Origin of the sequence: Streptomyces zingiberis (genome assembly GCF_012034935.1) — a bacterium.
Classification (GTDB): Bacteria; Actinomycetota; Actinomycetes; order Streptomycetales; family Streptomycetaceae; genus Streptomyces; species Streptomyces zingiberis.
The window spans coordinates 1-23,446 of the sequence record NZ_JAATEN010000016.1 but is presented as its reverse complement, the minus strand read 5'-3'; the positions used below and the strand labels follow the sequence as shown (position 1 = coordinate 23,446).

Below are 23,446 nucleotides of genomic sequence, written 5' to 3'. Positions count from 1 at the left end.
TGAGAAAGCTCTGAGAAAACCGGCAGAATTCCCGGAGAAAACCGGAGGGCCGCCAGGTGGACGGGGAGGGGGGCCGGCCGGGCCGGCCCCCCTCGTTGTGCCGGGAGTCCGCAAGGAGCGCCGCGGCCCCCGGCGCACAACGCGGTCGTCCATGTGCTGCGCCGGCGACCTCCTCGCCGGCCGGCTCACCAGCAGCGCCGACCTGCGCCCGGCCACCGAACGGCCGTCGGCCCGTTCGTGGCATTCGGGTCATTGACGGGCTTCTCCCGCCGGTCTCAGCGGAGGACCCGCTCCACGAACGCGTCGAGGTTGCCGCACAGGCGCTCGATCTGCTCCTCGACGGTGAGGGACTCCTCCATGCGCCCGCCCGGTGCCGCCTTCTTCCTGCCCCGGACGTACAACGAGCAGTCCAGGTCGGAGCAGATGTAGAGGCCCACCGAGTTGCCTTCACGGCCTGCCGGGCCCGCCTTGGGGGCGGTCATGAGGGAGATGCCACTGCCGGGATGCGTGGTCAGGCACAGCGCGCACATGCTGCGGCGCAGGAAACCGCGGCTGCCGGAGACGGCGCGCAGGGACAGGCCGACGAGTTCGCCGGCGCGTTCGACGACGAGATAGCTGCGATGGGGCGCGGACAAGTCGAACCAGCCCAGGAAGTCCAGATCGTCCCAGTGGTCGAGGTCCGTCAGGTTCTTGGGCAGGGGGAGGCGTTTGGCCTGGCCCTTCGAGCAGTTGACGAACGAGGTACGGATGTCGTGCTCGGTCAGGGGTTTCACGGAGAATCCTTCGAGGGGTGAGATGGGCGGTGGCGGACACGGCCCCGGTTCGCTAGGCCGGAGCGTCCTGTCCGGCGTGGGCCGGTGTCTTCTGCCGCACGGTGAGGCCCGCGACCAGGGCGGCGAGCAGCAGGACGCCCGCCGACCACCGGTAGGCGACGGAGAAGCCGTGCACGATGCCTTCGTCGAGGGTCACGCCTCCGTCGGCCGGATCGCGCAGGTGCGAGTGGACGTAAACGCCGGTGGCGCCGGTGGCGATGGTGTTGAGCAGTACGGTGCCCAGCGAGGCGCCCATCTGCTGAACGGTGTTGAGGACGGCGGAGGCCACACCGGCGTCCTGCGCGGGCACGCCGGCCGTGGCTGTCGCGTAGACCGGCATGAAGGTCAGGCCCATGCCCAGACCGAGCAGCAGCAGGGCGGGCAGTACGTGCGGGACATACCGCGCATGCACGGTCAGGCTGCTGAGCAGCACCATGCCGGCGGCGGCCAGCACCATGCCGGACGACATCACGATGCGTGGCGCCGTACGGGGCAGGAGGCGGGCCGCGATCTGGGTCGCCCCGATGACGATACCGGCCGAAATCGGCAGGAAGGCCAGGCCCGTCCGCACCGGCGGGTAGCCGAGGACGACCTGGAGGTAGTACGTCAGGAACAGGAAGACGCCGAACATGCCGATGGTGGCCAGGCCCATCGTCGCGAGCGATCCGGCTCGGACACGGTCCTTGACGATGCGCAGCGGCAGCAGCGGGCTCGCCGCGCGGCTCTGCCACCGCACGAAGGCCGCGAGCAGGATCACGCCGGCCGCGAGCGGCGTGAGCACCGCGGGGCTGGACCAGCCGCGAGGTTCGGCCTCGCTGAAGCCGTACACGAGGGCGACGAGCCCGCCGCAGCCCAGCAGCGCGCCCGGCACGTCCAGGTGCCCGCCCCGGCGGCCGGAGCGGTCGCGCAGGAAGGCGACCGCTCCGAGCAGGGCGGCCAGCGTGATGGGCACGTTGACGTACAAGGACCAGCGCCAGGTCAGATACTCGGTCAGCAGACCGCCCACGATCAGCCCGGCCGCGCTGCCGGCGCCGGCCAGCGCGCCGTACACCCCGAACGCCCTGGCCCGCTCCTTGGGGTCGGTGAACGTCGTGGTCAGCAGTGACAGGGCCGAGGGCGCCAGGATCGCGGCGAACGCGCCTTGCAGGGCCCGCGCCGTGAACAGCATCCCGGGACCGGCCGCCGCGCCGCCCAGTGCGGAGGCCGCGGCGAACCCGGCCAGGCCGATGACGAAGGAGCGTTTGCGGCCCACCAGATCGGCGACGCGGCCGCCGAGCAGCAGCAGCCCGCCGAAGGCCAGGGTGTAGGCGGTGATCACCCACTGCCGGTCCCCGTCCGACATGCCGAGATCGCGCTGGGCGGAGGGCAGCGCGATGTTCACGACGGTGCCGTCGAGGATCACCATCAGCTGGGCGAGGGCGATGACGGCCAGTGCCCACCAGCGCTGCGGATCCGGGTCCGGTGCCGGGGCCGGTGCCGGTGTCGGGGCCGGGGGCGCGGTGGGAACCTCGCGGTCCGGGGGACGGCCGGCGGCCACCGAAGGGCCGGGGGCCGTGGAAGGGGCGGACGGGAGGGATTCCCCTCCGGGATGTTTCCTGCTCATGGCGATCACGTACGTTTCGTGTCGAAGTGCTGCCGGGACGGTCGCGGTGGTGACGGGCCGGTGTACGCAGCACGAGGGCACGGCACGGCGGTGGGGCAGCGGGAACCGCGCACAGCACCCGGGGCTTGCCGCACCAGTCGCGTGTCACTCACGCCGGTGCTCTCACCGGCCGTGGAACGGAGCGTGCCGAGACCACGGTGACCGGCGAAAGAAGGGCCCGTCTTCGGGCGCGCGCCCCCGCGGCCCGCGCGGCGGCGAACCGCACGGGCCAGGGCATCCCGTGACGCGGCATCTCAGGACGATGCCGAGGACAGGGAACGAGAAGGGGGAAGAACTACCGCGCGCCGCAGAGGAGGGAGGGCACACGGCCGGAGGCAACTATGGCCGCAACGCATTCGGCACGGTCCATGTCTCTCGCCTCCTTCCGGGCAGGGCACGCGGTGCGTGTCCCGATCAGGGCACGCGGTGCGTGTCGACGCCGAGCGCGCCGAGCGGGGTGGCAGAGAACCTGCCACGCGAAGTCCCGAACAGGCTATCCCATCGGCGCCACCGCGCGACCGGAATTACCGGCCCCCTCCGCCCGTGCGCCCGGCATGGGTGATGGCTCGGGGCGGAAGCCCGGTGGCACCCCCGGTGCCACCGGTGTCCGGCGGGCACCCGGACGCCCGGTCACGGGCGCCCGCCGGCGGGCCGTGGCTCCGGGACGTCCGCCGCCGCGGGGCCCCGGCCGAAGGCGGCGGCCTGGAGTTCGTACAGCTCGCGGAAGCGGCCTCCCGGCCGGGCCAGCAGCTCGGCGGGCGAACCGGACTCGACCAGTTCGCCCTCGTGCAGGACGTGGATCAGGTCCGCGTGGCGGACCGAGGCCATGCGGTGGGTGATCAGCACGATCGTCTGCCCGGCGTCGGCGAGCCGGCGGATCTGGCGGAAGACCCGCTCCTCGGCCTTGGCGTCGAGGGCGGCCGTGGGCTCGTCCACGACGAGGATCTCGCCGTCCCGGTACCGGGCGCGGGCGATGCCCAGCCGCTGCCACTGGCCGCCGGAGAGCTGGTGGCCGCCCTTGAAGGTGCGGGACAGCAGGGTGTCCCAGCCGCGCGGGAGACCCTCGGCGAAGTCCACCCCCGCGTGCTCGGCCGCCGCGGCCAGCCGCCGGTCGCAGGGCGGCGCGGAGGTGTCGGAGATCGCGACGTTGACGCGCGCCGTCATCGGCCAGCGGAAATGGTCCTGGGCGACGACGGCGAACCGCCCGAAGACCGCCTGCCGGTCCGCCCCGGCCGCGTCCGTCCCGTCCCACAGGATCCGCCCCCGCACGGGTGCGTACAGCCCGCACAACAGCTTGACCAGGGTGGTCTTCCCGGAACCGTTCTCGCCGACCAGCGCGACGACCCGGCCCAGCGGCACGGTCAGGCTGACGTCCCGCAGCACCGGGGTGCCCTCGGAACCGGGATAGGCGAAGGAGACGTTCTCCAGCCTGATCTCCCTCACCCGGTCCGGCAGCCGCCGGCCACCGGCCGGGATCTGGCGGTCGTCGGACTCCCTCAGCAGCCGTTGCAGATCCGCCACGTGCAGGGACTCCTCGTGCAGGTAGTTGATCCGGCGGATCAGCCCGTCGAGGGCACCGGTGCCGGTGCGGATCGCCATCACCGCCGCCCCGGCACCCGCCAGCGCCATGGCCCCGCTCCACAGCAGCCAGGCCAGCAGCGAGTACGTGGCCAGGCCGACCATGCCGGTCAGCGCGGAGGCGAGCAGCCCCGCGCGGGCGGCCAGCCGGGCCAGCCGGGTCTGCTCCTCCTCCGCGGCCAGGGACATGCCGCGGAAGTGCTCCAGGAGGAAGGGGCCCACCCCGTGCACCCGCACCTCCGCCGCCGCGTCGGTGTCGGTCAGCAGCATGGAGAGCATGGTCGACGCCCGGACGTGCTGGAGCCAGCGGTGGAAGGAGCGGTACCGGCGGCGGGCCACGGTCAGCGAGGCCCAGGCGCTGGGCACGACCATCACCACCAGCATCGGCAGCAGGACCGGATGGAGAACGGCCAGCACACCGCCCGCCGCGACGAGCGACAGCAGCCCGGAGATCACGGCCACGCAGTGCCCCACCATCCGCCGCGCCGAGTCGGCGCCGAACTGGGCGGACTGCAGCAGCCGGTGGAACTCCTCGTCCTCCATGGCCGCCATCTCGACCCGGTAGGCCCGCTCCAGGTACATCTCCCGTGCCAGCCGCTCCACCCGGGGCTCCAGCGGGCCGGCGAACCGGGTCGACGCCGCCGAGCACAGCGCGCCCGCGGCGGCGGCCCCCGCGACGAACAGGACGACGGGCAGGGCGGCGCGCAGCCGGCCCTCCAGGCCGCCGCCCCCGAGCAGCACCGTCAGCAGGGCGTTGATGCCGAGCAGGCCCACCGCCTGCGTGGCCCCCCGTCCGGTCTCCGCGAGCGCGACCGCGAGGGTGGCCCGCCGGTCGGCCTGCCAGGACATGCGCACCGCCATCGCCATCAGCCGGGGGAGCGTGGCGGCCATCGTGCGGAGCGGGAGCGCGTAGCGGCTCCGCTCATGCGCGGCCCAGCTGGTGTCGTAGACGAGCCGCCCGCCGAACAGCAGCCGCTCACTCGCCGAGGTCGAACCGCCGTCGGCTTCCTCCCGCTCCCGCTCCCGCCCGTTCCGCTTCCGCCGCTCCCTGCCGGACGCCTCCTCCCCGGGGATCGCGGGTTCCGGTTCCCCGGGGCCGGGGCTTCCCTCCGGCTCGGCCGAACCGGCCGGCTCCGGCTGCGCGTCCTGTACCGATCGCTCCACGCCGTCCTCCTCCGCGCGGGTCCCCGGCCGTGCTCACCCCGCGCCGCTCACCACGCGCCGGGAGGTCCCGGAGCGGGCGGTGGGCGGCGGGGAGCCGGGCGCCCCCCGGGGCGGCGGCTGGAGACGGGTAATCAAACGGACGCTCGGTTCAACGGCGGGGAGGCCCCGGGCGTAACGGGCCCGGCCGCACGGACTGCGGCGGATCGCCGGGGTGTTCGGGTCCGGGTGCCGTGCCGCGGTCGAATTCCCCGGGAGGGAAGGCGGGTCGGTGGGGGACAACCCCGCGCGGGTGGGAGAACCCGGCCGGCCGCGGGCGGGCCCGGAGCGAGACGGGCTCGCGTGGCGGGCCGCGGCGCGCCCGCACGGAGGGGGCGCCGGCGCGGCGCGCCCCTCGCCGGTCCGGGGCGGGGCCCGCGGGCCCGGCGCGTCCGGACCGGGCTCCGCCGCGGTGAGGTGCGGGGCCGCGGCCGGCGCCCGCTGAAGCCTGCTTCGGTGACCGGTGACCGGTGACCGGTGCCCGCCGCCCCGCCTCTCAGCCGGCGCCGTTCCCCGCCTGGGACAGCTGCCGCCAGGTCCGCACGAGCTGGCTGAACTCCTTCACCTGGACGAGCACGTGGTCGCGGGCGGCGTCCTCCGCCCGCTCCGCGTCGCCCGCGGCGATGGCGCCGGCGATCCGGCGGTGCTCGTCCAGGGAACGCCGCATACGGTCCGGCACCCGCAGCTGGAGCCGCCGGTAGGGTTGCAGGACCCGCTTCAGGCCGTGGGCCTGGAGGCGCAGGTACTCGTTGCCGCAGGCGTTGTAGACGACGCCGTGGAACCAGGCGTTGGCGTAGTAGTAGGCGTCGGCGTCGCCCGCCAGCGCCTGCTTCTCGCACTCCCGCAGAGCACCGTCCAGCTCCTCCAGGGCCTCGCGTTCGATGCGGCGTGCGGAGAGCCGCGCCGCCATGCCCTCCAGCTCGGCCATGACCTCGAAGCGCTCGGCCAGCTCGGAGACGCTGAACTCCGTGACGTAGGTGCCCTTCTTGGGGCGGATCCGCACCAGCCCGGAGCGCTCCAGATCCTGCAACGCCTCCCGGATCGGGGTGCGGGAGCAGGCGAACTCCCGCTCCAGCTGTGCGGGGTCCAGGCGTTCCCCGGGGCGGTAGCGGCCGTCGATGACCGCGTTCTCCAATGCGTCCCGCACCCGCCGGGCTTCCGGAACTCGAGCCATGAGCACCTCCGAGTGGCCAGGTTATCGGGACGGTCCAGGGGGTGGCGCTGGTCACTCCCGTCCTCTACGGTGCCACGTTATATACATCAAGCCATCTGATGCATATCAAGCCACCGCTGTGAGGAGGACGGGGATGGAGCGTGCGCAGAGCCCGCTGGACCGGCTGCTCCTCGCCTGCGAGACGCTGATGAGCGACGTGGGCGAGGCCTCGATGCGCGCCGTCGCGGCCGAGGCCCTCGGGGCCTACGGCGAACTCGGCGACGCCGGCAGACGCGCCTTCTTCGGCCACGTCACCGAGGCCTACGGGGTCAACGCCGAGCAGGTCCGGGCCGGCTTCCACCGCTGGGAGGAGGCCGGGCGGGCCGGAGAGCGGGCCCGGCAGGAAGAGGCGCTGGTCCGGCTCTTCGACGCGGTCGAGCCCGCGCGCCAGCAGCTGCTGCGCCGGCTGAACCACGCGCCCGGCGCCACCCTCGCCCTGGTGGGGATGCGCGCGGACCTGCGCCGCCTGATGCGCGACGCCCCGGAGCTGGCCCCCCTCGACCACGACTTCCACCATCTGCTCACCTCCTGGTTCAACCGCGGCTTCCTCCGCATGGCGGAGGTCACCTGGGAGTCGCCGCGACACCTCCACGACCACCTGCTGCGGGGCGAGCGGGTCCACCCCATGTCCGGCCCGGACGAGCTCCGGCGCCGGCTGCGGCCGGCGGACCGCCGCGTCTACGCCTTCTTCCACCCGGCCACCGGGGACGTGCCGCTGATCTTCGTGGAGGTCGCCCTGGTGCGCGGCCTGCCGGACACCATCGCCCCGCTGCTGGACCCCGGCCCGGTGCTCGACCCCGCGGACGCGGACACGGCGGCCCTCTACTCGATCAACAACGCCCTCGACGGGCTGGCCGGAGTCTCCTTCGGCTCCTTCCTCATCAAGCAGGTCATCGAGGACGTCGGGCAGCGGCTGCCGCATCTGACCCGGTTCGCCACGCTCTCACCCATCCCGGGCTTCCGGCGCTGGCTCACCCGTGAGGCCGGGCGCGACGCCGGGGCGCGGACGCTCGCCGCCGAGCTGGACGCCCTGGGGGGAACGGAGGACCTCACGCCGGCGGACACCGGGCGGATCCGTCCCCGGCTCCTCGCCGCGCTCGCCCGGTACATCGTGGCCGAGCGGCGTGCGGACGGCCGTCCGCTGGACCCGGTCGCCCGCTTCCACCTGGGCAACGGGGCCGCCGCCTGGCAGGTCAACTGGCCCGCGAACGGTTCTTCCGAGGCCTGGCGGCAGTCCTACGGGGCGATGGTCAACTACCGCTACGAGCCCGGGAAGCTGGAGCAGCGGCACGAGGACTTCGTCCGCCACCGCACCGTGGCCGTCGGCGGGCCGCTGCGGGCCGCCTTCGCCGGCCTCCCGGCGGCGGGCCACCCCCCGGGCACGACGCCCGCCCCCGCCCCCGCCTCCACCCCTCCCTCCACCACCGCCTCCGCCCCGGCGGACACGACCACGACCCCGGCAGACAGAAGAGGAACACCCACGATGGCCCCCTTCCCGACCATCCACCGGTCCTTCACCGAGCAGGTGGCGCTCCGACCGGACAAGGCGCTCTTCGAACTGCCCGACGGGGGGAACGTCACCTACGCCGAGACCGCGCGGACCGTGCAGCGGATCGCCGCCCGCCTCGTCGCCGACGGCGTCACCCCCGGCGACCGGGTCGCCATGCAGGTGGAGAAGTCCCCCGAGGCCATCGCGCTGTATCTGGCGACCCTGCAGATCGGCGCCGTCTTCCTGCCGCTCAACACCGCCTACACCGGCGCGGAGATGGAGTACTTCCTCACCGACGCGCGGCCCCGCGTGCTCGTCTGCTCCCCGGAGCGCCGGTCCGGCCACGAGCGGCACGCGGGGGACGGGCTCGTCGTGGAGACCCTCGGCGTCTCGGGCGACGGCACCCTGCTGGCCGGGGAGGACCGGCACGAGGAGGTCTTCGGGGCCTCGGCCGGGGACCCGGCGGCGATCCTCTACACCTCCGGCACCACCGGGCGCTCCAAAGGCGCGGTGCTCACCCACGGCAACCTCGCCTCCAACTGCCGGGCGCTGCTGGAGGCCTGGCGGTACACGGCCGAGGACCGGCTGATCCACGCGCTGCCGATCTTCCACGTCCACGGCCTTTTCGTCGCCGTCAACATGACCCTCGTGGCGGGCGCGTCCCTCCACCACCTGCCGAAGTTCGACCCCGGGAAGGTCATCGACCTGCTGCCGCGCGCCACCGTGCTGATGGGCGTGCCCACCTTCTACACCCGGCTGCTGAAGGACGAGCGGCTCACCCGGGAGTCCTGCGCCGCGATGCGGCTGTTCGTCTCCGGCTCGGCCCCGCTGCTCGCGAGCGACCACCAGGCCTTTCAGGCCCGCACCGGCCACGCCATCCTGGAGCGGTACGGGATGACCGAGACCGGCATGAACACCACCAACCCCTACGACGGCGGGCCGCGCAAGCCCGGCACGGTCGGCACCCCGCTGCCCGGCACCGAGATCCGGGTGGTGGACGCCGGGACCGGCGAGGTGCTGCCGGACGGCGAGGTGGGCAGTGTCGAGGTCCGCGGCCCCAACGTCTTCACCGGCTACTGGCAGATGCCCGAGAAGACCGCGTCCGAGTTCCGTGAGGACGGTTTCTTCATCACCGGCGACCTGGGCCGGATCGACGAGGACGGCTATCTGTGCATCGTCGGCCGCGGCAAGGACCTCGTGATCACCGGTGGATACAACGTCTACCCGAAGGAGATCGAGGAACTGCTCGACGCCCATCCCCAGGTGCTGGAGTCCGCCGTGATCGGCGTCCCCCACCCGGACTTCGGCGAGACGGTGGTCGCCGTCGTCGTCCCCGTGCCGGGACAGGAGCCCGGCGAGCGGGACCTGCGGGACTTCGTCGCCGGCGACCTCGCCCGGTTCAAGCACCCCCGCGCCGTCCGTCTGGTCGAGGCGCTGCCGCGCAACGTCATGGGCAAGGTGCAGAAGGCCGAACTCCGGGAGCGGTACGCCGGCCTGTTCACCGGCGCCGGCGCCTGATCCCCGGTCGTCCCCGGGTGGCGGGACCGGCGGGCCCCTGACGCCGTTCTCCGTCCTCCACTTCCCCCACCCGCTCCCCCTTTCCCCACGGTTTCCACCCCCCAACCCCTGGCTGTTCCCAGCCCCCGGTCCCTTTCCCGGTCTCTCATCGCGGAGATGACGATGGTTCTCTACGGAGTAGCAGCACTGGCGTTGTGCACGCTCGTGGGCATGGTGGTCGGCGAGGTACTCGCCGTCGTCCTCGGTGTCGACGCCAATGTCGGCGGAGTCGGTTTCGCCATGATCATGTTGACGCTGGTCACCCACTGGCTCCGCCAGAAGGGCAAGTTCCCCCCGGCCTCCGAGCAGGGCGTCCTGTTCTGGAGCGCCCTGTACATACCGATCGTGATCGCCATGGCGGCCACGCAGAACGTGGTGAAGGCGGTCACCGGCGGGCCGATGGCGCTGCTGGCGGGGGTCGGCGCGGTCGTCGCCGGGCTCGCCCTGGTGCCCGTCCTGGCCCGGATCGGTGAGCCGGGCGAGCCGCTGCCGCCGATGACGGCCGCCGAGAAGCAGGAGGCCTGAGATGGATCTGCTGGTCTCCGTTTTCGAGAACAACGGCCTGATCGTGGCCTTCCTGGTGGTCGGCGCGATGATGCTGTTCTCCGGGTGGCTGTCCAGGAAGCTGACCCGTGGCCGGCTGCAGGGCTCCGCCATCGCCATCATGCTCGGCCTGGCGCTGGCCTACTGGGGCGGCATCGCGACCGGGGGTGAGAAGGGGCTGGCCGACTTCGCCGCGCTCTCCGGCCTCGGCCTGATGGGCGGCGCGATGCTGCGGGACTTCGCGATCGTCTCCACCGCCTACGGTGTCGACCTGCGGGAGATCAAGCGCGCCGGGCTGTCCGGCGGGCTCTCCATCCTGCTGGGCGTGGTCGTCTCCTTCGTGGTCGGAGCCGTGATCGCCGCGCTCTTCGGCTACACCGACGCGGCCTCCCTGGCGACCATCGGCGCCGGCGCCGCCACCTACATCGTCGGGCCCGTGACGGGGAGCGCTGTGGGCGCGAGTTCGGAGGTGATCGCGCTGTCCGTCGCCGCCGGCCTGGTCAAGTCCGTGGTGGTGATGGTCGGGACGCCGCTGGTCGCCCCGCTGATCGGGCTGAACAACCCGAAGTCCGCGATGGCGTTCGGCGGGCTGATGGGGACGACCTCCGGCGTGGCCGGCGGACTCGCGGCGACCGACAAGCGCCTGGTGCCCTACGGCGCCATGACGGCCACCTTCTACACCGGTCTCGGATGCCTGCTGGGCCCCTCACTGCTGTATGTGACGCTGCGGGCGATCACCGGGGGGTGAGGTCGCCCGGGGGCGGCGCCTTCCGGGCACCGCGCGGGCCCGGAGCATCCGGCCGCCCGGTGAGCCGGCGGAGCAGTGACCCGGCCGGTGGCCGGGCGGGAGCCTCGGGGCCCCGCCCGGCCACCGGCCCGTTCAGCCGGAATCCCCGGCCGCCCGGCGCAGGGACGCCACGAGAGGGCCGGCCCGGTAGGGGACACGCTCACGCAGCGCCACGTCCGTCCGGGTCCGCACCACGCCGGGGAGCCGGATCAGCCGCTGGATGACGTCCTCCAGGTGGCCGTTGTCGCGGGCGACCACCCGGGTCAGCAGGTCACCGCCGCCGGTGACGGAGAACGCCTCGATGATCTCGGGGATCTCCGCCAGGGCGTCACCCACCTCGACGAGGTGTCCCTGCGTCACCTCGATGTGCACGAAGGCCAGCACGGGATGGCCGAGCGCCCCGAACGACAGCCGGGGGACCGGATCCCCGATCAGCCCGTCCCGCTCCATGCGGTCCAGGCGGGCCTGGAGCGTCCCGCGGGCGACACCGAGGACGCGCGCGTACTCCCGCACACTCGTCCGGGGCCGCTCCAGCAGCAGCTGGAGGATGCGGGCGTCGAGGGCGTCCAGCGGCCTGGGCGGAGCCATGGGCGGACCGTCTCCTTCTCCGGTTCTCCCGGTTCTCCCGGGTCTCCCGTTCTTCCGGGCGCTCCCGGCGTCCCGGCTTCTGAGGTGTTCCCTGTTTCCCGGGGCTCCGGTGGGTGGCGGAGCCCCGCAGACTGTACCCGGCCCGCCCTCCGCGCTCTCCGGTCCGGCCCCGGGCGGCCCGCGGGGGGCGCGGCGGGCCCGGCGGTCAGCGGGAGGGACCGGCGCCGGCCGCCGTACCCAACGCCGGCCCGCCCCTGCCGGTGGCGGCCGCCGCGAGGAGCGGGGCCTGCGGGCCGTGCCGGCCGGGACGGTCGGCACGGGGTGGGAAGGAGACCCGGACCAGGAGGCCGCCCCCGGGGCGGGCCCGCGCGGTGATCGTGGCGTCGTGGGCGGTGGCGATGGCGCGCACGATGGACAGGCCCAGGCCGTGGTGGCCGTCGCCCGCCGTGCGGCCGAGCCGCTGGAACGGTTCGAACAGCCGCTCCACCTGCTCGGGAGGCACCTCCGGTCCCGAGTTGACGACACACACCACGGACCGCCCGCCCTCGGTGCCGGTGGTCACCCTCACCAGCCCGCCCGGCACGTTGTAACCGACGGCGTTGTCGACGAGGTTGGCCACCAGGCGCTGGACGAGCGTGGAGTCCCCCGCCGTGGCCGCGGGCGCGGTGGCCGTCTCCACCCGCAGGCCCCGGCGCGCGGCCTCCGGCCCCGAGGAGCGCACGACCTGTTCCGAGAGAACGGCGAGGTCCAGCGGTTCCCGGTGGTCCAGCCCCCGCTCGCTGCCGGAGAGGGTGAGCAGCGACTCCAGCAGCCGGGCCTGCTGACGGCTGATCTCCAGCAGCCGCTCGAAGTTGGCGCGGAACGACTCGACGGTGGCCCCCCGGTCGATCAGCGCCTCCTCCAGCAGAGCGTGTTCCAGCGTCAGCGGGGTGCGCAGCTCGTGCGCGGCGTTGGCGACGAAACGCTTGTGGGAGTCGAGTGCCGTCTCCAGGCGCCCGAGGAGCCCGTCGACGGTGTCGGCCAGGTCCTTCAGCTCGTCGTCGGGCCCGGTGACCGCCAGCCGCTCGTGCAGATTGCGCGCCGAGATGCGCTGCACGGTTCCCGTCATCGTGCGCAGCGGCCGCAGCACCCGCCCGGCGACCAGCCAGCCGAGCAGTATGGAGATCAGCGCCATGATCGCCAGGGCTATCCCCGACTGCACCAGCAGATGGTGCATCTCGGCCTGGTGCTGGCGCAGCGCCTGCTCCCGCAACTGCCGGGTGATGGCGTTCAGCACGGTGAACGACTCCCCGTCCGGGAGGCCCAGCGAGATGCCGCCTTCGGTGAGCCGCGGATCGGAGCTGCCTGTCTTGGCCAGCACCAGCTTGGCGGGGGAGTGCATGACGAGCAGATAGGTGATCGCCAGGAGGACGACACCGGAGGCGACGAACAGCACCCCGTACAGCAGGGTGAGCCGCATCCGCACCCGCTTCGGGATCAGACGGCGGACGGTGGCGGCGACGGGCGCGGGGACCCGGACGGCGCGGCGGAGGCCGGCGGCGCGGAGGGCTCGGGGGACGCGTACGGGATTTCGCATGATCGCCTCAGATCCGGTAGCCGCCCCGGGGAACGGTCTCGATCAGGGGTGGATCGCCGAGCTTGGGCCGCAGCCGGTTGATGGTCGCCTTCACCGTGGTCGTGAACGGGTCGGCCGCCTCGTCCCACACCCGCTCCAGCAGTTCCTCGGCCGACACCGCGCGGCCCTGGGCGGCGAGGAGGTACTCCAGCACCGCGAATTCCTTGGGGGTGAGCGCCAGCCGTTCCCCGGCCCGGGTCGCGATCCGCTGGGCGGGGTCCAGCCGCAGGTCGCCGTGGACGAGGACGGGCGGCAGGGCCGGCTGCGAGCGGCGGGCGAGCGCGCGGATCCGGGCCACCAGCTCGGCGTAGGCGAACGGCTTGGGCAGGTAGTCGTCCGCGCCCAGGCTGAGCCCCTCCACGCGGTCGGCGACCGTGCCCGACGCCGTGAGCATCAGGACCCGGGAGTGCGCCGGACGGCCCGCCAGCTCACCGCACACCTCGTCGCCGTGGACCCCGGGCAGATCCCGGTCGAGGACCACGACGTCGTAGTCGATCACCGCGGTGCGGTCCAGCGCGTCCGAGCCGTCGTGGACGACGTCGACCGCCATGCCCTCCCGGCGGAGCACCCGTGCCACGGACTGCGCCAGCTCGGTGTGGTCCTCGACCACCAGTACCCTCATCGCCCACTCCCCGCACGGCACGACAGGACCGGGGAGCGGGGCGGGCGGTGTCGGATCATGGTGCAGCAGACTGCCCGATGCCGCGTCACACAGAGGTCACAGCACCCGGCGGGTGCCCGCCCGTTCCCCCGGCCGCCGCAGAGCGTCCCGTCCCCCGGCGGCAGGGTACCGCCGGCCGGGGGCGTGACGGGCCCACTTCACCGCTCGCGGAGAAACCGGTCACCGGTCACAGGATTTCGGACCGCGGTGTGACCGCGGGCCGCGTACAACGGTGACGCGCGGCGGACAGGCCCCGCCCCGGCCGGCAGCCCAGCGGCCACCGGGCCGGGTCTCCCGCCCGGGGAACCGGTCGTGCCACGGCGGCGAGGGAGAGAACGAACGGTGCTCGGCAACGGTGGCAAGGGCGGCAAGGGCGGCAGGAGCTGCGACGGCGGCAACGCCGGGCACGGCGGGCACGGCGGCAAGGGTGGGGGCGGTGGGGCTCACGCGGCGCCGTCGCCCGCACGGCGGCCGGGGTGCCGGCCGGCATGAGAGCGTTCCGGACCGTCCCGTGGCCCCGCGTGGCGGCCGTCCCCCGGGTGGGCCCGCCCGCGCCGTCGCCCCGGCCGGGTGCGGAGGCGCCCGCCCCGGGCCCACGCCGTCCGGCGGGGCCCGTGCGCCCGCCGGACGGCCGCCCTCCGCGGTCACACCGTGTGCAAGCGGTCGCGCGTGGAGCCGCGGCGCTCCTCACGGTGCTTCTCCCGGTGGTCCGCCGGCGCGGCCGGGTCGAGCTTCGCCGCCAGCTCGGCACGGCGCCGGACCTGCAACTTCCGGTACGCCCGGGTCAGATGCTGCTCCACGGTGGAGACGGTGATGAACAACCGGTCGGCGATCTGCCGGTTGGTGTGGCCCCGGGCGGCGAGCGTCGCCACCCGCAGCTCCGCCTCACTCAGCCGGACGCGGTGCCGGGTCTGCCCGGAGCGCGGATGCCGCCCCGGGCCGGGCGTGGCGCCGCCCGCCGCGCCGGCCACGGCGCACGGTGCCGGGGCCGTGGCCGGGACGCCGCACTCCCGGGCCAGTTGCTGCGCCTTGCGGGCCAGCGTCCTCGCCCGGCCGTGCTCGCCCAGTTCGCGGTGCGCGCGCGCCAGTTCCTCCACCGCCCGGGCGAGCTCCAGCCGGTGCCCGCGCTCCCGCAGGAGGTCGACGGCCTCCGCCAGCAGCGGCGGCCGGTGGCGGGGGCCGAGCGCCCCGGCGAGCACGCACAGGGTCACGCCGCGTGTCCCGCCCCGGCCGGCGCCGGCCAGCGCGAGCTGCTCCTCCGCGAGGGCCCGGGCCCGTCCGGTGTCGCCCAGCGCCAGGTGCGCCCGGGCCGCGTCCGTGCGCCACGGGACCAGGGCCGGGAGATCGAAGTCCCAGCGGGTCATGGACCGCCCGCAGCGCCGGAAGTCGTCGAGCGCGGCGTACGGGCGCCCGGCGGCGAGGTGGTGCAGCCCACGGGCCCGGAGATACAGCAGGCCGTCGATGGTGCGGAAGGCCGCCTCCGGTACGGGGACGGCCAGCTGGGCGGCGGCCTCGTCGAGCCGGCCCATCGCGGTCCGGGCGTACACCACGGTGGCGGCGGGCGCGGCGACGGCCACCCCCCACCCCTCCGGGGGGACGAGGCCGAGCGCCGCGCCCGCCGCTTCCTCCGCCTCGGGCAGCCGGCCCAGCCGGAGGTCGATCCGCGCCGAGGCCGACAGGAGCAGCGCCCGCCACAGCGGGGCCCGGCGCTCGGCAGCCTCCCGGAGGAGGTCCTGGCACCAGGACGACGCACGGTCCGGCCGGTCGGTGAGGATCAGCGCGTTCACGGCGGTGACCAGATCCGGGACCGTGGAGTCGGACAGCCGGGTGCCCTGGAGGATCTGTTCGGCGCGGGCCACCACGTCCGCGCCGCCGCCCCGGGGCAGGGACCTCATCAGGGTCGCCGCCCGGTGGTGGGTGCCATGGGCCGGGCCCACCGGCCGCGGGCGGGTGCCGCCGGCTCCGCCGCTTCGGGTCCCGGCGCCCTCGGGCGTGCCCGGATAGCCGTAGGCCGGCCAGCACCTCAGGTCCCCGGCGCCCCGGGGTCCACCGCTGTGGTCAGCTCCGGAGCGCCCGGCGGCGCGCGTCACCCGCAGCGCCGTGTTCAGCCGGCCGAACCAGAGCAGATGGCCGACGAGTTCGTCGGTCTCGCGGGGGCCGAGGCGGCCGTCCAGCGCGGCGGCGGTGAGTTCCGGCAGGTACCGGGCCGCGGAGGCCGGGTTGACCCGCCACCCGGCCCGGGTCAGTGCGGCCCGGATGGTCAGCGCCAGCCGTCCGTCGGCACAGCTGTCCCGGGCGGCGCGCAGGCAGGACAGCGCCGCCTCCACCTCGTCCCCGGCGAGGGCCCGTTCGGCCGCCTCCAGCAGGGTGGGCAGCGCCCACGGATCCTCGACGGGCTCCCCAGCGATCAGGTGAGGGACCACCGCCGTGGCCGCCGCGCCGTGCTCGTGGAGTACCCGGGCCGCCCTCGCCTCCAGGCCGGCGCGGTGGACCGGCTCGATCCCGGCCAGCACGGCGGCGCGGCAGGCGTCGTGCCGGAACCGCCCGGCCCCGTCGAGCAGTCCGGCCTCGTGGAGCGCGCCGAGGCCGCGCCGCACGGAGTCCCGGCCACGGCCCAGGACCTCCGCCGTCAGCTCGACGCCCGCCTCCCGCGGGCCGAGCACCGCCAGCGCCCAGGCGGCGTCGCGCGTCTGCCGGTCGCCGCGGTAGAGAAGGGTGGCGACGGCCCCCTCGAAGGCCCGGCCCGGTACCGGCCCCGCGGGACCACCGCCGGGGCCCGGTTCGCCCGCCGCCCCCGTGAAGCGGCAGTCCTCGATCAGCGCCCGCGTCAGCAGCGGGTTGCCCCCGCCGAGCCGGTGCAGCTCCGCCACCGACGGCCGCGTCCGCCACCCCGCGGCGCCGGAGGCGGACATCAGAGCGGCCACTCCGTGCCGCCCCAGCGGGCCGAGCCGGATCTCCCGGCAGCGCGGCAGACGCAGCAATTCGACGCGCAGTCGCGTATTTCCGGACGGGAATGCGCTGTTCTCGCCGAGCAGGAGCAGAATCCGCCCGGAATCGGCTCGCCGTGCGATGTGAAGCACGCATTCCAGAGAATGCGGATCGGCGTGATGCACATCGTCGACGCTGATCAGCACCAGTCTTTCCCGCATCTTTTCCAGTAAAGGCCGGCAGAGCTGCGGGAGCGCGTTCCCGACCGCCGGGGGTGCCGTCACCCCGGCCGGGGCGGACACCGCCCGCGCCGTCACCAGATCGAGCAGACGCGTCACCCGGCGGGCCTCCTCCACCCGCAGTTCGGCCCGGAGGAGCAGCTGGCCCATCACCCCAAGGGGCAGCTCCTGTTCGGCGCCTGACGCTGTGGCCTGCAACAACAGTGCTCCGGCGGCGGCCGCCCGCTCGCCGAAGGCGCGCAGCAGCGCCGTCTTGCCGACGGCGACGGGCCCGCTGACCAGCAGCACCCCGCCCCGGCCCGCGGCGCCGGCCGTGAGCATGTCCTCCATGAGCGACAGTTCCTCGCCACGGTCCACCAAGTCCATGAGCCGACTTCCCCCTGTTTCCGGCGGCTGATTTCCGGGTGACCGGAATGGGTACCGGAGCGTTCGTGCACCGTGTCGAACGATGTCGAGCGATGCCGTGTCATACCGTGTGTCATACCGTGTGTCATACCGACCGTACCCGGCTCGATTCTGCCACAGCGGAAAACCCGTCACCACAGGCGTTCGGAAATCATGGCCGGAAAGTGCGGAATGGTTGCTCCGTATGTATCGGGCCCGTCTTCGAATTTCCGCCACCGGGCCGTCGCGGTGCCGGGGCCGGCCTCGTGGCCGGGGCCGGGGTCCCCGGAGCCTGCCCTGGCGGCCGTCCGGGAGCCCCGGCCCGCACCCTCCGGCCGGCGGCTCCCGTGCGCCCCGGCGCGAAGCCGTCCGGGCACTCCGGCGGGCGGTGCCGGGGCGCGGCGGTAGGGGTTCCTAGGGGTGCCGGACGGCCCGGACGGCCGGGGAGTTGAGGGGTACCCGCCCGGTTTGGGCGTTGTTAAGGTGACCGTGTTCGGCCTGGGGAGACCGCCCTTCCGCCCATGAGGGGGCAGCAGGAGGGCGCGGTACTCCGGGGGAGAGGCAGTGCCGGGCGCGGGGGAATTCATCCGATCGGAGCGGGCGTGGCTTGCGGCGTGCAACGGCCGCCCGCGCCGTCCCGGGACGTTCCCGTTCCCATCCTCCGGTGATCACCGGGCACATGAGTGAGCTGGTCCAGCGCGCCGGTGGAGCGCGCGACGGTGAGATCAGAACACGAGGGGGATACGGGTGGCACTACCTGGGCACGCGCAACTCGATCAACTGATGGTCGTCGAGGTCGAGATCGGCTCGCTCTCGACGGCCGGCTCGCCGCGCACCTCCGGACCCGATCCGGAGCATGTGGAGTCGCTGGCGGTGGCGCAGGCCCCGCTGCCGCCCATCACCGTGCACCGTCCGACGATGCGGGTCATCGACGGACTGCACCGGGTGCGCGCCGCCGAGCTCCGGGGGCAGAGCAAGATCGCGGCGAGATTCTTCGACGGCGACGAGGCCGACGCGTTCGTCCTGGCCGTGGAGTCCAACATCGCACACGGCCTGCCGCTCACGACGGCGGACCGCAAGCGCGCGGCGGAGCGCATCATCGCCTCCCATTCGCGCTGGTCGGACCGGATGATCGCATCCGTCACGGGTATCGCCCCGGGCACGGTCGCCGATCTCCGCCGCCGGCTCCCCGGCGGCCCGGCCGGTGGGGTGAGCCGCATCGGGCAGGACGGCCGGGTGCGGCCGCTCAACGGAGCCGAGGGCCGCCGGATCGCGAGCGAACTCATCGCGAGCGACCCGAGCCTGTCGCTCCGCCAGGTCGCGCGCGCCGCGTCGATCTCGCCGGAAACGGTGCGTGACGTGCGGAACCGGATGATGCGCGGGGAGGACCCGATGCCCGCGCCACGCCAGGGGCGGCAGAGTGGCCGTCACGAGAGCGCCGCGGCGCGGCGGCGTGGATTCGGTACCACGGCGGTGGCCTGCCGGGCCTCCGCACAGGAACGCGCCGCCGTGGTCGAACGGCTCAAGGCCGACCCCGCCCTGCGGTTCAGCGACTCCGGGCGCACCCTGCTCCGGCTGCTCAACGTCCACACGATCAGCACGGAGGACTGGGAGGAGCTGATCGACAACGTCCCGCCCCACTGCGGTGGCATCGTGGCGCGCCTCGCCGGGGACTGCGCCGAGATGTGGACCGAGCTGGCCGCGCGGCTGCGGCGGAAGGTGACCGAAACGGCCTAGGGCGTGGCCGGGGGGAGTGCCCGGCCACGGCCTCCGGTTCGGCGCCCCCGGCGTCGGCCCGGGCATCCCCCACGCCCCCGGGCCGCGTCATCCGGGGGCGTGCGGTGTCCGGGCGTCGCTCCCCGTGCGGCACGCCGCGCCGGAGGCCACGACTTCCCCGGGCGGCCCGCCTGCCGGTCCGTTCGGCCGGCCGCGACGCGACCGCGAACAGCCTTCCACGGGACGCCCGGCCGCTCCGTCCCGGAACGGGCGGGCGTCCTGGGGAGGGTGGTGCGACCGCTGACGGGCCGGGGGCCGCTGTCCGAGTGAGCAGGACGTCCGGTTGGACGGCGGAGGGGATCGGTGTGACCCATGCGCCGGCCTGCACCGCGGGGCCGGGGACGGGCCCCGCAGGCCGTGGGGACCGGCCACGCCCCGCCGGTCACCGGTACGCCCGGTGTTCTCCCGTGCGCGGCCTTTCCGCCCACGGTTGCCGCTTTTTCCGCCGCGTGTTTCCCTGCGGTTCCCAAAGGTGCCTTCCGATAATTCCGGAGCCCCGGTGTCCACCCTCGAGTGGAGCTGACGGAGGGTAATACCCGGCGGTATCGTCCTCGTGCGGGTGGAGGGCGCCGGAATCAAAAGGGCGCTGCGATCGCAGGGTTTTCCCGCCGGTCGCTCGCCCGTATGTTTCTTCGGACAACTCCAGTTCAGGGCGGTCGGACGAGGAGAAATGGCGATGCAGGAGGTTTCCGTCGCGTGTTGATCACCCAAGGCCCTGGCGGTCCCACCGTGGGAGGTCCGCATTCCGCCGCCGCGCAGAAACAGACCATCCGGCCGGGAACGGTGCGCCGGGCTCTGCGTTATGTGAAACCACACCGTCGCGCGCTTTTCTTTCTGCTGCTGGTCACCGTGGTCGATTCCGTCATCATCGTCTCCACGCCGCTGCTGCTGAGGAAAATCATCGACGACGGCATCCTCCGGGAGGACATGGCGGTCGTCACGGCCGTCGCGCTGACCGTCGCCGCGCTCGCCGTCGTCGACTCCCTGGCCCAGCTCGGGCAGAGCTATGTCGCCGGGCGCATCGGCCAGGGCATCAGCCACGACCTCCGGGTCGAGACCTTCACCCACGTCCAGCGGCAGCCGATGGCGTTCTTCACCCGCACCCAGACGGGCCTGCTCGCCAGCCGGCTCAACGGCGACGTCATGCTGGCCCAGCAGGCGCTCAGCACGCTGCTGACCGCGGCGACGAGCGTGCTGACCGTGGTGCTCGTCCTCGCCGAGATGTTCTACCTCTCCTGGCTCATCAGCATGATCGCCGTGGCGCTGCTGCCCGCGTTCGTGCTGCCGGCCATCCGCGTCGGCCGGCGTCTCCAGCGCTACTCGCGGGAGCAGATGCAGGCCAACGGGGAACTGGGCGGGATCATCAGCGAGCGCTTCAACGCCGGGGGCGCGATGCTCGCCAAGCTCTACGGCCGCCCCCGCGAGGAGGCCGCCGCCTTCGAGGCCCGTGCGCGCACGGTGCGCCGGGTCGGGGTGGTGTGGACGGTCTACAGCCGGCTGTCGTTCATCTTCATGGCGCTGCTCGCGGCCCTCACCACGGCTCTCGTCTACGGTGTCGGCGGAGCCCTGGTCCTGCGTGACGTCTTCCAGATCGGCACGCTGGTCGCGCTCGCCGCCCTGCTGGGCAGGCTCTACGGCCCCATCACCCAGCTCTCCAGCATGCAGTCCAACGCGCTGACCGCACTGGTCAGCTTCGACCGGTTGTTCGAGGTGCTGGATCTCAAACCGCTGATCGAGGAGCGCCCCGGCGCCGTGGCGCTCCCCCCACCGGGCCGCTCACCGGCCCCGGAGATCGAGTTCGACCGGGTGTCGTTCCGTTACCCCCGGGCGAGCGAGGTCTCCCTGGCCTCCCTGGAGTCCAGCACGCTCTCGGCGGCCGAACGCGAGCGGGAGAGCCCGGAAGTCCTGCACGAGGTGAGCTTCCGGCTGCCCCCGGGGACGCTGACGGCCCTCGTCGGCCCGTCCGGCGGCGGCAAGAGCACGACCACCCACCTGGTCTCCCGGCTCTACGACCCCACCGCCGGCAGCGTCCGCGTCGACGGGCACGACCTGCGGGACGTCACCTTCGACTCGCTCCGCGACATGGTCGGGGTGGTGACCCAGGACGCGCACTTCTACCACGACACCATCCGGGCCAACCTGGCCTACGCCTGCCCGGGCGCCACCGAGCGGGAGCTGCTGGACGCCTGCCGGGCCGCCCGGATCGGGGACCTCGTCGACTCGCTGCCCAGCGGCCTGGACACCGTCGTCGGCGACCGCGGCTACCGTCTCTCCGGCGGGGAGAAGCAGCGTCTCGCCCTGGCCCGCCTGCTGCTCAAGGCGCCCTCCGTGGTCGTCCTCGACGAGGCCACGGCCCATCTGGACTCGGAGTCCGAGGCCGCCGTCCAGCGGGCACTGCGGACCGTGCTGCGGGACCGCACCTCCCTGGTGATCGCGCACCGGCTCTCCACCATCCGTGAGGCCGGCCAGATCCTCGTGGTCGACGGCGGACGCATCCGCGAACGCGGCACGCACGACGAACTCCTCGCCGCCGGCGGGCTCTACGCCGAGCTGTACCACACACAGTTCGCCGGCCCGAACGGCAACGGCGCCGTCCCCGGGCCCGCCCGCCGCGGTGGCCCGCCCGCACCGGCCCGTCCCCCGGCCCCGGGGGAGGGGGGACCGGCGGGCGGCCCGCGCCGGCCCGTCCTCGGCGGTTCCCTCGCCCTGGAGGGACCGCCCCCGGCCGGGGCCGGCGGGGAGGCCGCCGTCCACCGCCACCCCGACACGCCGTACTGACCGCCGGCCGGCCCACGTCGCGCGGGCCGGCGGCCCGCTCCCGCCGGGACGGCGCGGCATGCCACGAGACCGGACCGGCCGCCGTGGCCGGAGATCCACACCGACCGGCGCGACCGCCGGGAGAACAGCAGCGGCCCGTCCGCCGAAGGGGGAACGATGACCGGCCCGGAGGATTCCACTCTGCCCTCGGCCCTGCCCTTGTCCGAGAGCCAGGAGGGCATCTGGCTCGCGCAGCGCGTCGAGAGCGCCCGCCGCCTCTACCGCATCGGTCAGTACGTCGAACTGCTCGGCCCCCTGGACACCGGCGCGTTCGGCCACGCCGTCCGCCGCACCGCCGCCGAGACGGAGATCCTGCGCATGCGGTTCCGCGAGGACGCCGCCGGCCGGGTCACCCAGCACGCGGTGGAACAGCCGGAGCCGGAGCTGCCGTTCACCGATCTCTCCGCCGAACCGGACCCCCGCGCGGCCGCCGAGGCATGGATGCGGGCCGAGCTGCGGGAGGTCACCGGCCCGGTCGGCGGAGCGCTCTTCGGCTTCGCGCTGTTCCGGCTCGCCCCCCACCACCACATCTGGTACCAGCGGTACGACCATCTGCTGATGGACGGGTTCGCCTGCGCCCTGATGGCCCGCCGGGTCGCGGACCACTACACGGCGGCGGTCCGCGCGGAGACCCCCCGCGCCCCCGGCCACACACCGCTCCGCGAGCTGTGGCGGCAGGAGGCCGGTTACCGGGAGTCCGAGGAGTGCGCGCGGGACCGCCGGTACTGGCACGATCACCTCGCCGACCGCCCCGAGCCCGCCACCGCGCCCGGCCGGCCCGCCCCCGGCGCGGGCGCCGGAGTGCTCCGCGCCACCGGCCATCTCCCGCCGGCCGCCGTGACGGCCCTGCGCACCGCCGCGAGCCGCGCCAGGATGAGCTGGCCCCGGCTGGCCGTCGCCGCCGTGGCCGCCTTCCACGCCCGGCTCACCGGCGCCACCGAGACCGTCCTCAGCATCCCCGTCGCCGGGCGCATGAACTCCGGTGCCCGGCGCACCCCGTGCACGATGGCGAACCTGCTGCCGTTCCGGCTGCCCGTCGCCCCCGGCTCCGGGCTGCTGGACCTCGCCCGTCTGGCGGAGCGGGAGACCACCGGTCTCCTGGCACACCAGCGCTACCGCGGCGAGCGGATCCGGCAGGAGCTCGGCTGGCCCGGGGACGGCCGCTGGCACTTCGGCCCCTCCGTGAACGTGCTGCCGCTCGGCGACAACCTCCGTTTCGGCGAGTCCCGGGGCATCGTCCGCGATCTGTCCAGCCGGCGCGTCGAGGAGTGGGGAGCGGTGGTCAGCGGCTGGTCCGACGATCAGGGAACCGCCATCACCCTGGAGGCCAACTCCGCCCTGTACGACCAGGACTGGGCCGACGCCCGTCACCGCTCCCTGCTGGGGTTCCTGGAGCGGGCGGTGGCCGATCCGAACGCGCCGGTGGGCCGGATCCGGCTGCCGGGCACCACCGCGAGCGCCTTCCCGGCGCCGCCCCGGGAGGCGACGTCGGAACGCCCCGTACGGCCGGTGCCGGAGCTGGTCGCGGGGCGGGTGGCGGCGGTGCCGGAGGCGGTGGCGGTGAGCGGCGCCGAGGGTGAGTTGTCGTACGGGGAGTTGGGTGAGCGGTCCGGTCGT

14 protein-coding genes are annotated in these 23,446 nt (G+C 74.3%); 6 read left to right on the top strand and 8 right to left on the bottom strand.

Annotation, left to right across the window (positions count from 1 at the left end):
- Positions 1–275: 275 nt before the first annotated feature.
- The 4 genes from HCK00_RS19145 to HCK00_RS19130 all read right to left on the bottom strand — a co-directional run bounded on the left by HCK00_RS19145 (position 276) and on the right by HCK00_RS19130 (position 6,406).
- On the bottom strand, positions 276–773 hold the full coding sequence (locus tag HCK00_RS19145) for an FBP domain-containing protein (RefSeq protein ID WP_168103231.1): 498 nt from the start codon (positions 771–773) through the stop codon (positions 276–278).
- A gap of 52 nt (positions 774–825) precedes the next feature.
- The gene (locus HCK00_RS19140) at positions 826–2,415 is read right to left on the bottom strand and encodes an MFS transporter (protein WP_206320596.1); all 1,590 of its coding nucleotides are present in this window, start codon (positions 2,413–2,415) and stop codon (positions 826–828) included.
- Positions 2,416–3,084: 669 nt separating this feature from the next.
- A complete protein-coding gene (locus tag HCK00_RS19135; protein WP_311765388.1) occupies positions 3,085–5,196 on the bottom strand; it encodes an ABC transporter ATP-binding protein in 2,112 nt (703 codons plus the stop codon).
- Between the two features lie 532 nt (positions 5,197–5,728).
- Positions 5,729–6,406: a GntR family transcriptional regulator gene (locus tag HCK00_RS19130; protein WP_168103230.1), complete on the bottom strand. Its 678-nt coding sequence runs from the start codon at positions 6,404–6,406 to the stop codon at positions 5,729–5,731.
- Positions 6,407–6,539: 133 nt separating this feature from the next.
- Between HCK00_RS19130 and HCK00_RS28210 the strand changes: the two genes are divergently transcribed.
- From HCK00_RS28210 to madM, 3 genes are all read left to right on the top strand, one after another.
- Positions 6,540–9,452 carry an AMP-binding protein gene (locus HCK00_RS28210; protein ID WP_168103229.1) on the top strand — a complete coding sequence of 971 codons (2,913 nt, stop codon included), beginning with the start codon at positions 6,540–6,542 and terminating at the stop codon, positions 9,450–9,452.
- A 156-nt stretch (positions 9,453–9,608) separates the two neighbouring features.
- Positions 9,609–10,016 carry a malonate transporter subunit MadL gene (gene madL, locus HCK00_RS19120; protein WP_240965691.1) on the top strand — a complete coding sequence of 136 codons (408 nt, stop codon included), beginning with the start codon at positions 9,609–9,611 and terminating at the stop codon, positions 10,014–10,016.
- Position 10,017: 1 nt separating this feature from the next.
- Positions 10,018–10,782: a malonate transporter subunit MadM gene (madM, locus tag HCK00_RS19115; RefSeq protein WP_168103228.1), complete on the top strand. Its 765-nt coding sequence runs from the start codon at positions 10,018–10,020 to the stop codon at positions 10,780–10,782.
- Positions 10,783–10,914: 132 nt separating this feature from the next.
- Here the strand turns inward: madM and HCK00_RS19110 are convergent, their stop codons facing one another.
- From HCK00_RS19110 to HCK00_RS19095, 4 genes are all read right to left on the bottom strand, one after another.
- On the bottom strand, positions 10,915–11,409 hold the full coding sequence (locus tag HCK00_RS19110) for an Lrp/AsnC family transcriptional regulator (RefSeq protein WP_168103227.1): 495 nt from the start codon (positions 11,407–11,409) through the stop codon (positions 10,915–10,917).
- A gap of 205 nt (positions 11,410–11,614) precedes the next feature.
- Positions 11,615–12,985 (bottom strand): sensor histidine kinase, encoded by a 1,371-nt coding sequence (locus tag HCK00_RS19105; protein WP_168103226.1) that lies wholly within the window; start codon positions 12,983–12,985, stop codon positions 11,615–11,617.
- Between the two features lie 7 nt (positions 12,986–12,992).
- Positions 12,993–13,646 (bottom strand): response regulator transcription factor, encoded by a 654-nt coding sequence (locus HCK00_RS19100; RefSeq protein WP_168103225.1) that lies wholly within the window; start codon positions 13,644–13,646, stop codon positions 12,993–12,995.
- A gap of 683 nt (positions 13,647–14,329) precedes the next feature.
- Positions 14,330–17,218, bottom strand: a complete 2,889-nt coding sequence (locus tag HCK00_RS19095) for a helix-turn-helix transcriptional regulator (RefSeq protein ID WP_168103224.1) — start codon at positions 17,216–17,218, stop codon at positions 14,330–14,332.
- A 765-nt stretch (positions 17,219–17,983) separates the two neighbouring features.
- On the opposite strand from HCK00_RS19095, the gene HCK00_RS19090 reads away from it, so the two are divergent.
- The 3 genes from HCK00_RS19090 to HCK00_RS19080 form a co-directional block, all read left to right on the top strand.
- Positions 17,984–18,973, top strand: a complete 990-nt coding sequence (locus HCK00_RS19090; protein WP_311765387.1) for a ParB/RepB/Spo0J family partition protein — start codon at positions 17,984–17,986, stop codon at positions 18,971–18,973.
- A gap of 834 nt (positions 18,974–19,807) precedes the next feature.
- Positions 19,808–21,790, top strand: a complete 1,983-nt coding sequence (locus HCK00_RS19085) for an ABC transporter ATP-binding protein (RefSeq protein WP_240965706.1) — start codon at positions 19,808–19,810, stop codon at positions 21,788–21,790.
- A 156-nt stretch (positions 21,791–21,946) separates the two neighbouring features.
- A partial coding sequence (locus tag HCK00_RS19080; RefSeq protein WP_240965690.1) for a condensation domain-containing protein occupies positions 21,947–23,446 on the top strand: 1,500 nt, incomplete at its 3' end.

What these genes read in the sequence shown, in the direction of transcription:
- HCK00_RS19100 (WP_168103225.1), bottom strand. Translation starts at nt 13,646, where the DNA reads ATGAGGGTACTGGTGGTCGAGGACCACACCGAGCTGGCGCAGTCCGTG.
- HCK00_RS19110 (WP_168103227.1), bottom strand. Translation starts at nt 11,409, where the DNA reads ATGGCTCCGCCCAGGCCGCTGGACGCCCTCGACGCCCGCATCCTCCAG.
- HCK00_RS19095 (WP_168103224.1), bottom strand. Translation starts at nt 17,218, where the DNA reads ATGGACTTGGTGGACCGTGGCGAGGAACTGTCGCTCATGGAGGACATG.
- HCK00_RS28210 (WP_168103229.1), top strand. Translation starts at nt 6,540, where the DNA reads ATGGAGCGTGCGCAGAGCCCGCTGGACCGGCTGCTCCTCGCCTGCGAG.
- madM (WP_168103228.1), top strand. Translation starts at nt 10,018, where the DNA reads ATGGATCTGCTGGTCTCCGTTTTCGAGAACAACGGCCTGATCGTGGCC.
- HCK00_RS19130 (WP_168103230.1), bottom strand. Translation starts at nt 6,406, where the DNA reads ATGGCTCGAGTTCCGGAAGCCCGGCGGGTGCGGGACGCATTGGAGAAC.
- madL (WP_240965691.1), top strand. Translation starts at nt 9,609, where the DNA reads ATGACGATGGTTCTCTACGGAGTAGCAGCACTGGCGTTGTGCACGCTC.
- HCK00_RS19140 (WP_206320596.1), bottom strand. Translation starts at nt 2,415, where the DNA reads ATGAGCAGGAAACATCCCGGAGGGGAATCCCTCCCGTCCGCCCCTTCC.
- HCK00_RS19105 (WP_168103226.1), bottom strand. Translation starts at nt 12,985, where the DNA reads ATGCGAAATCCCGTACGCGTCCCCCGAGCCCTCCGCGCCGCCGGCCTC.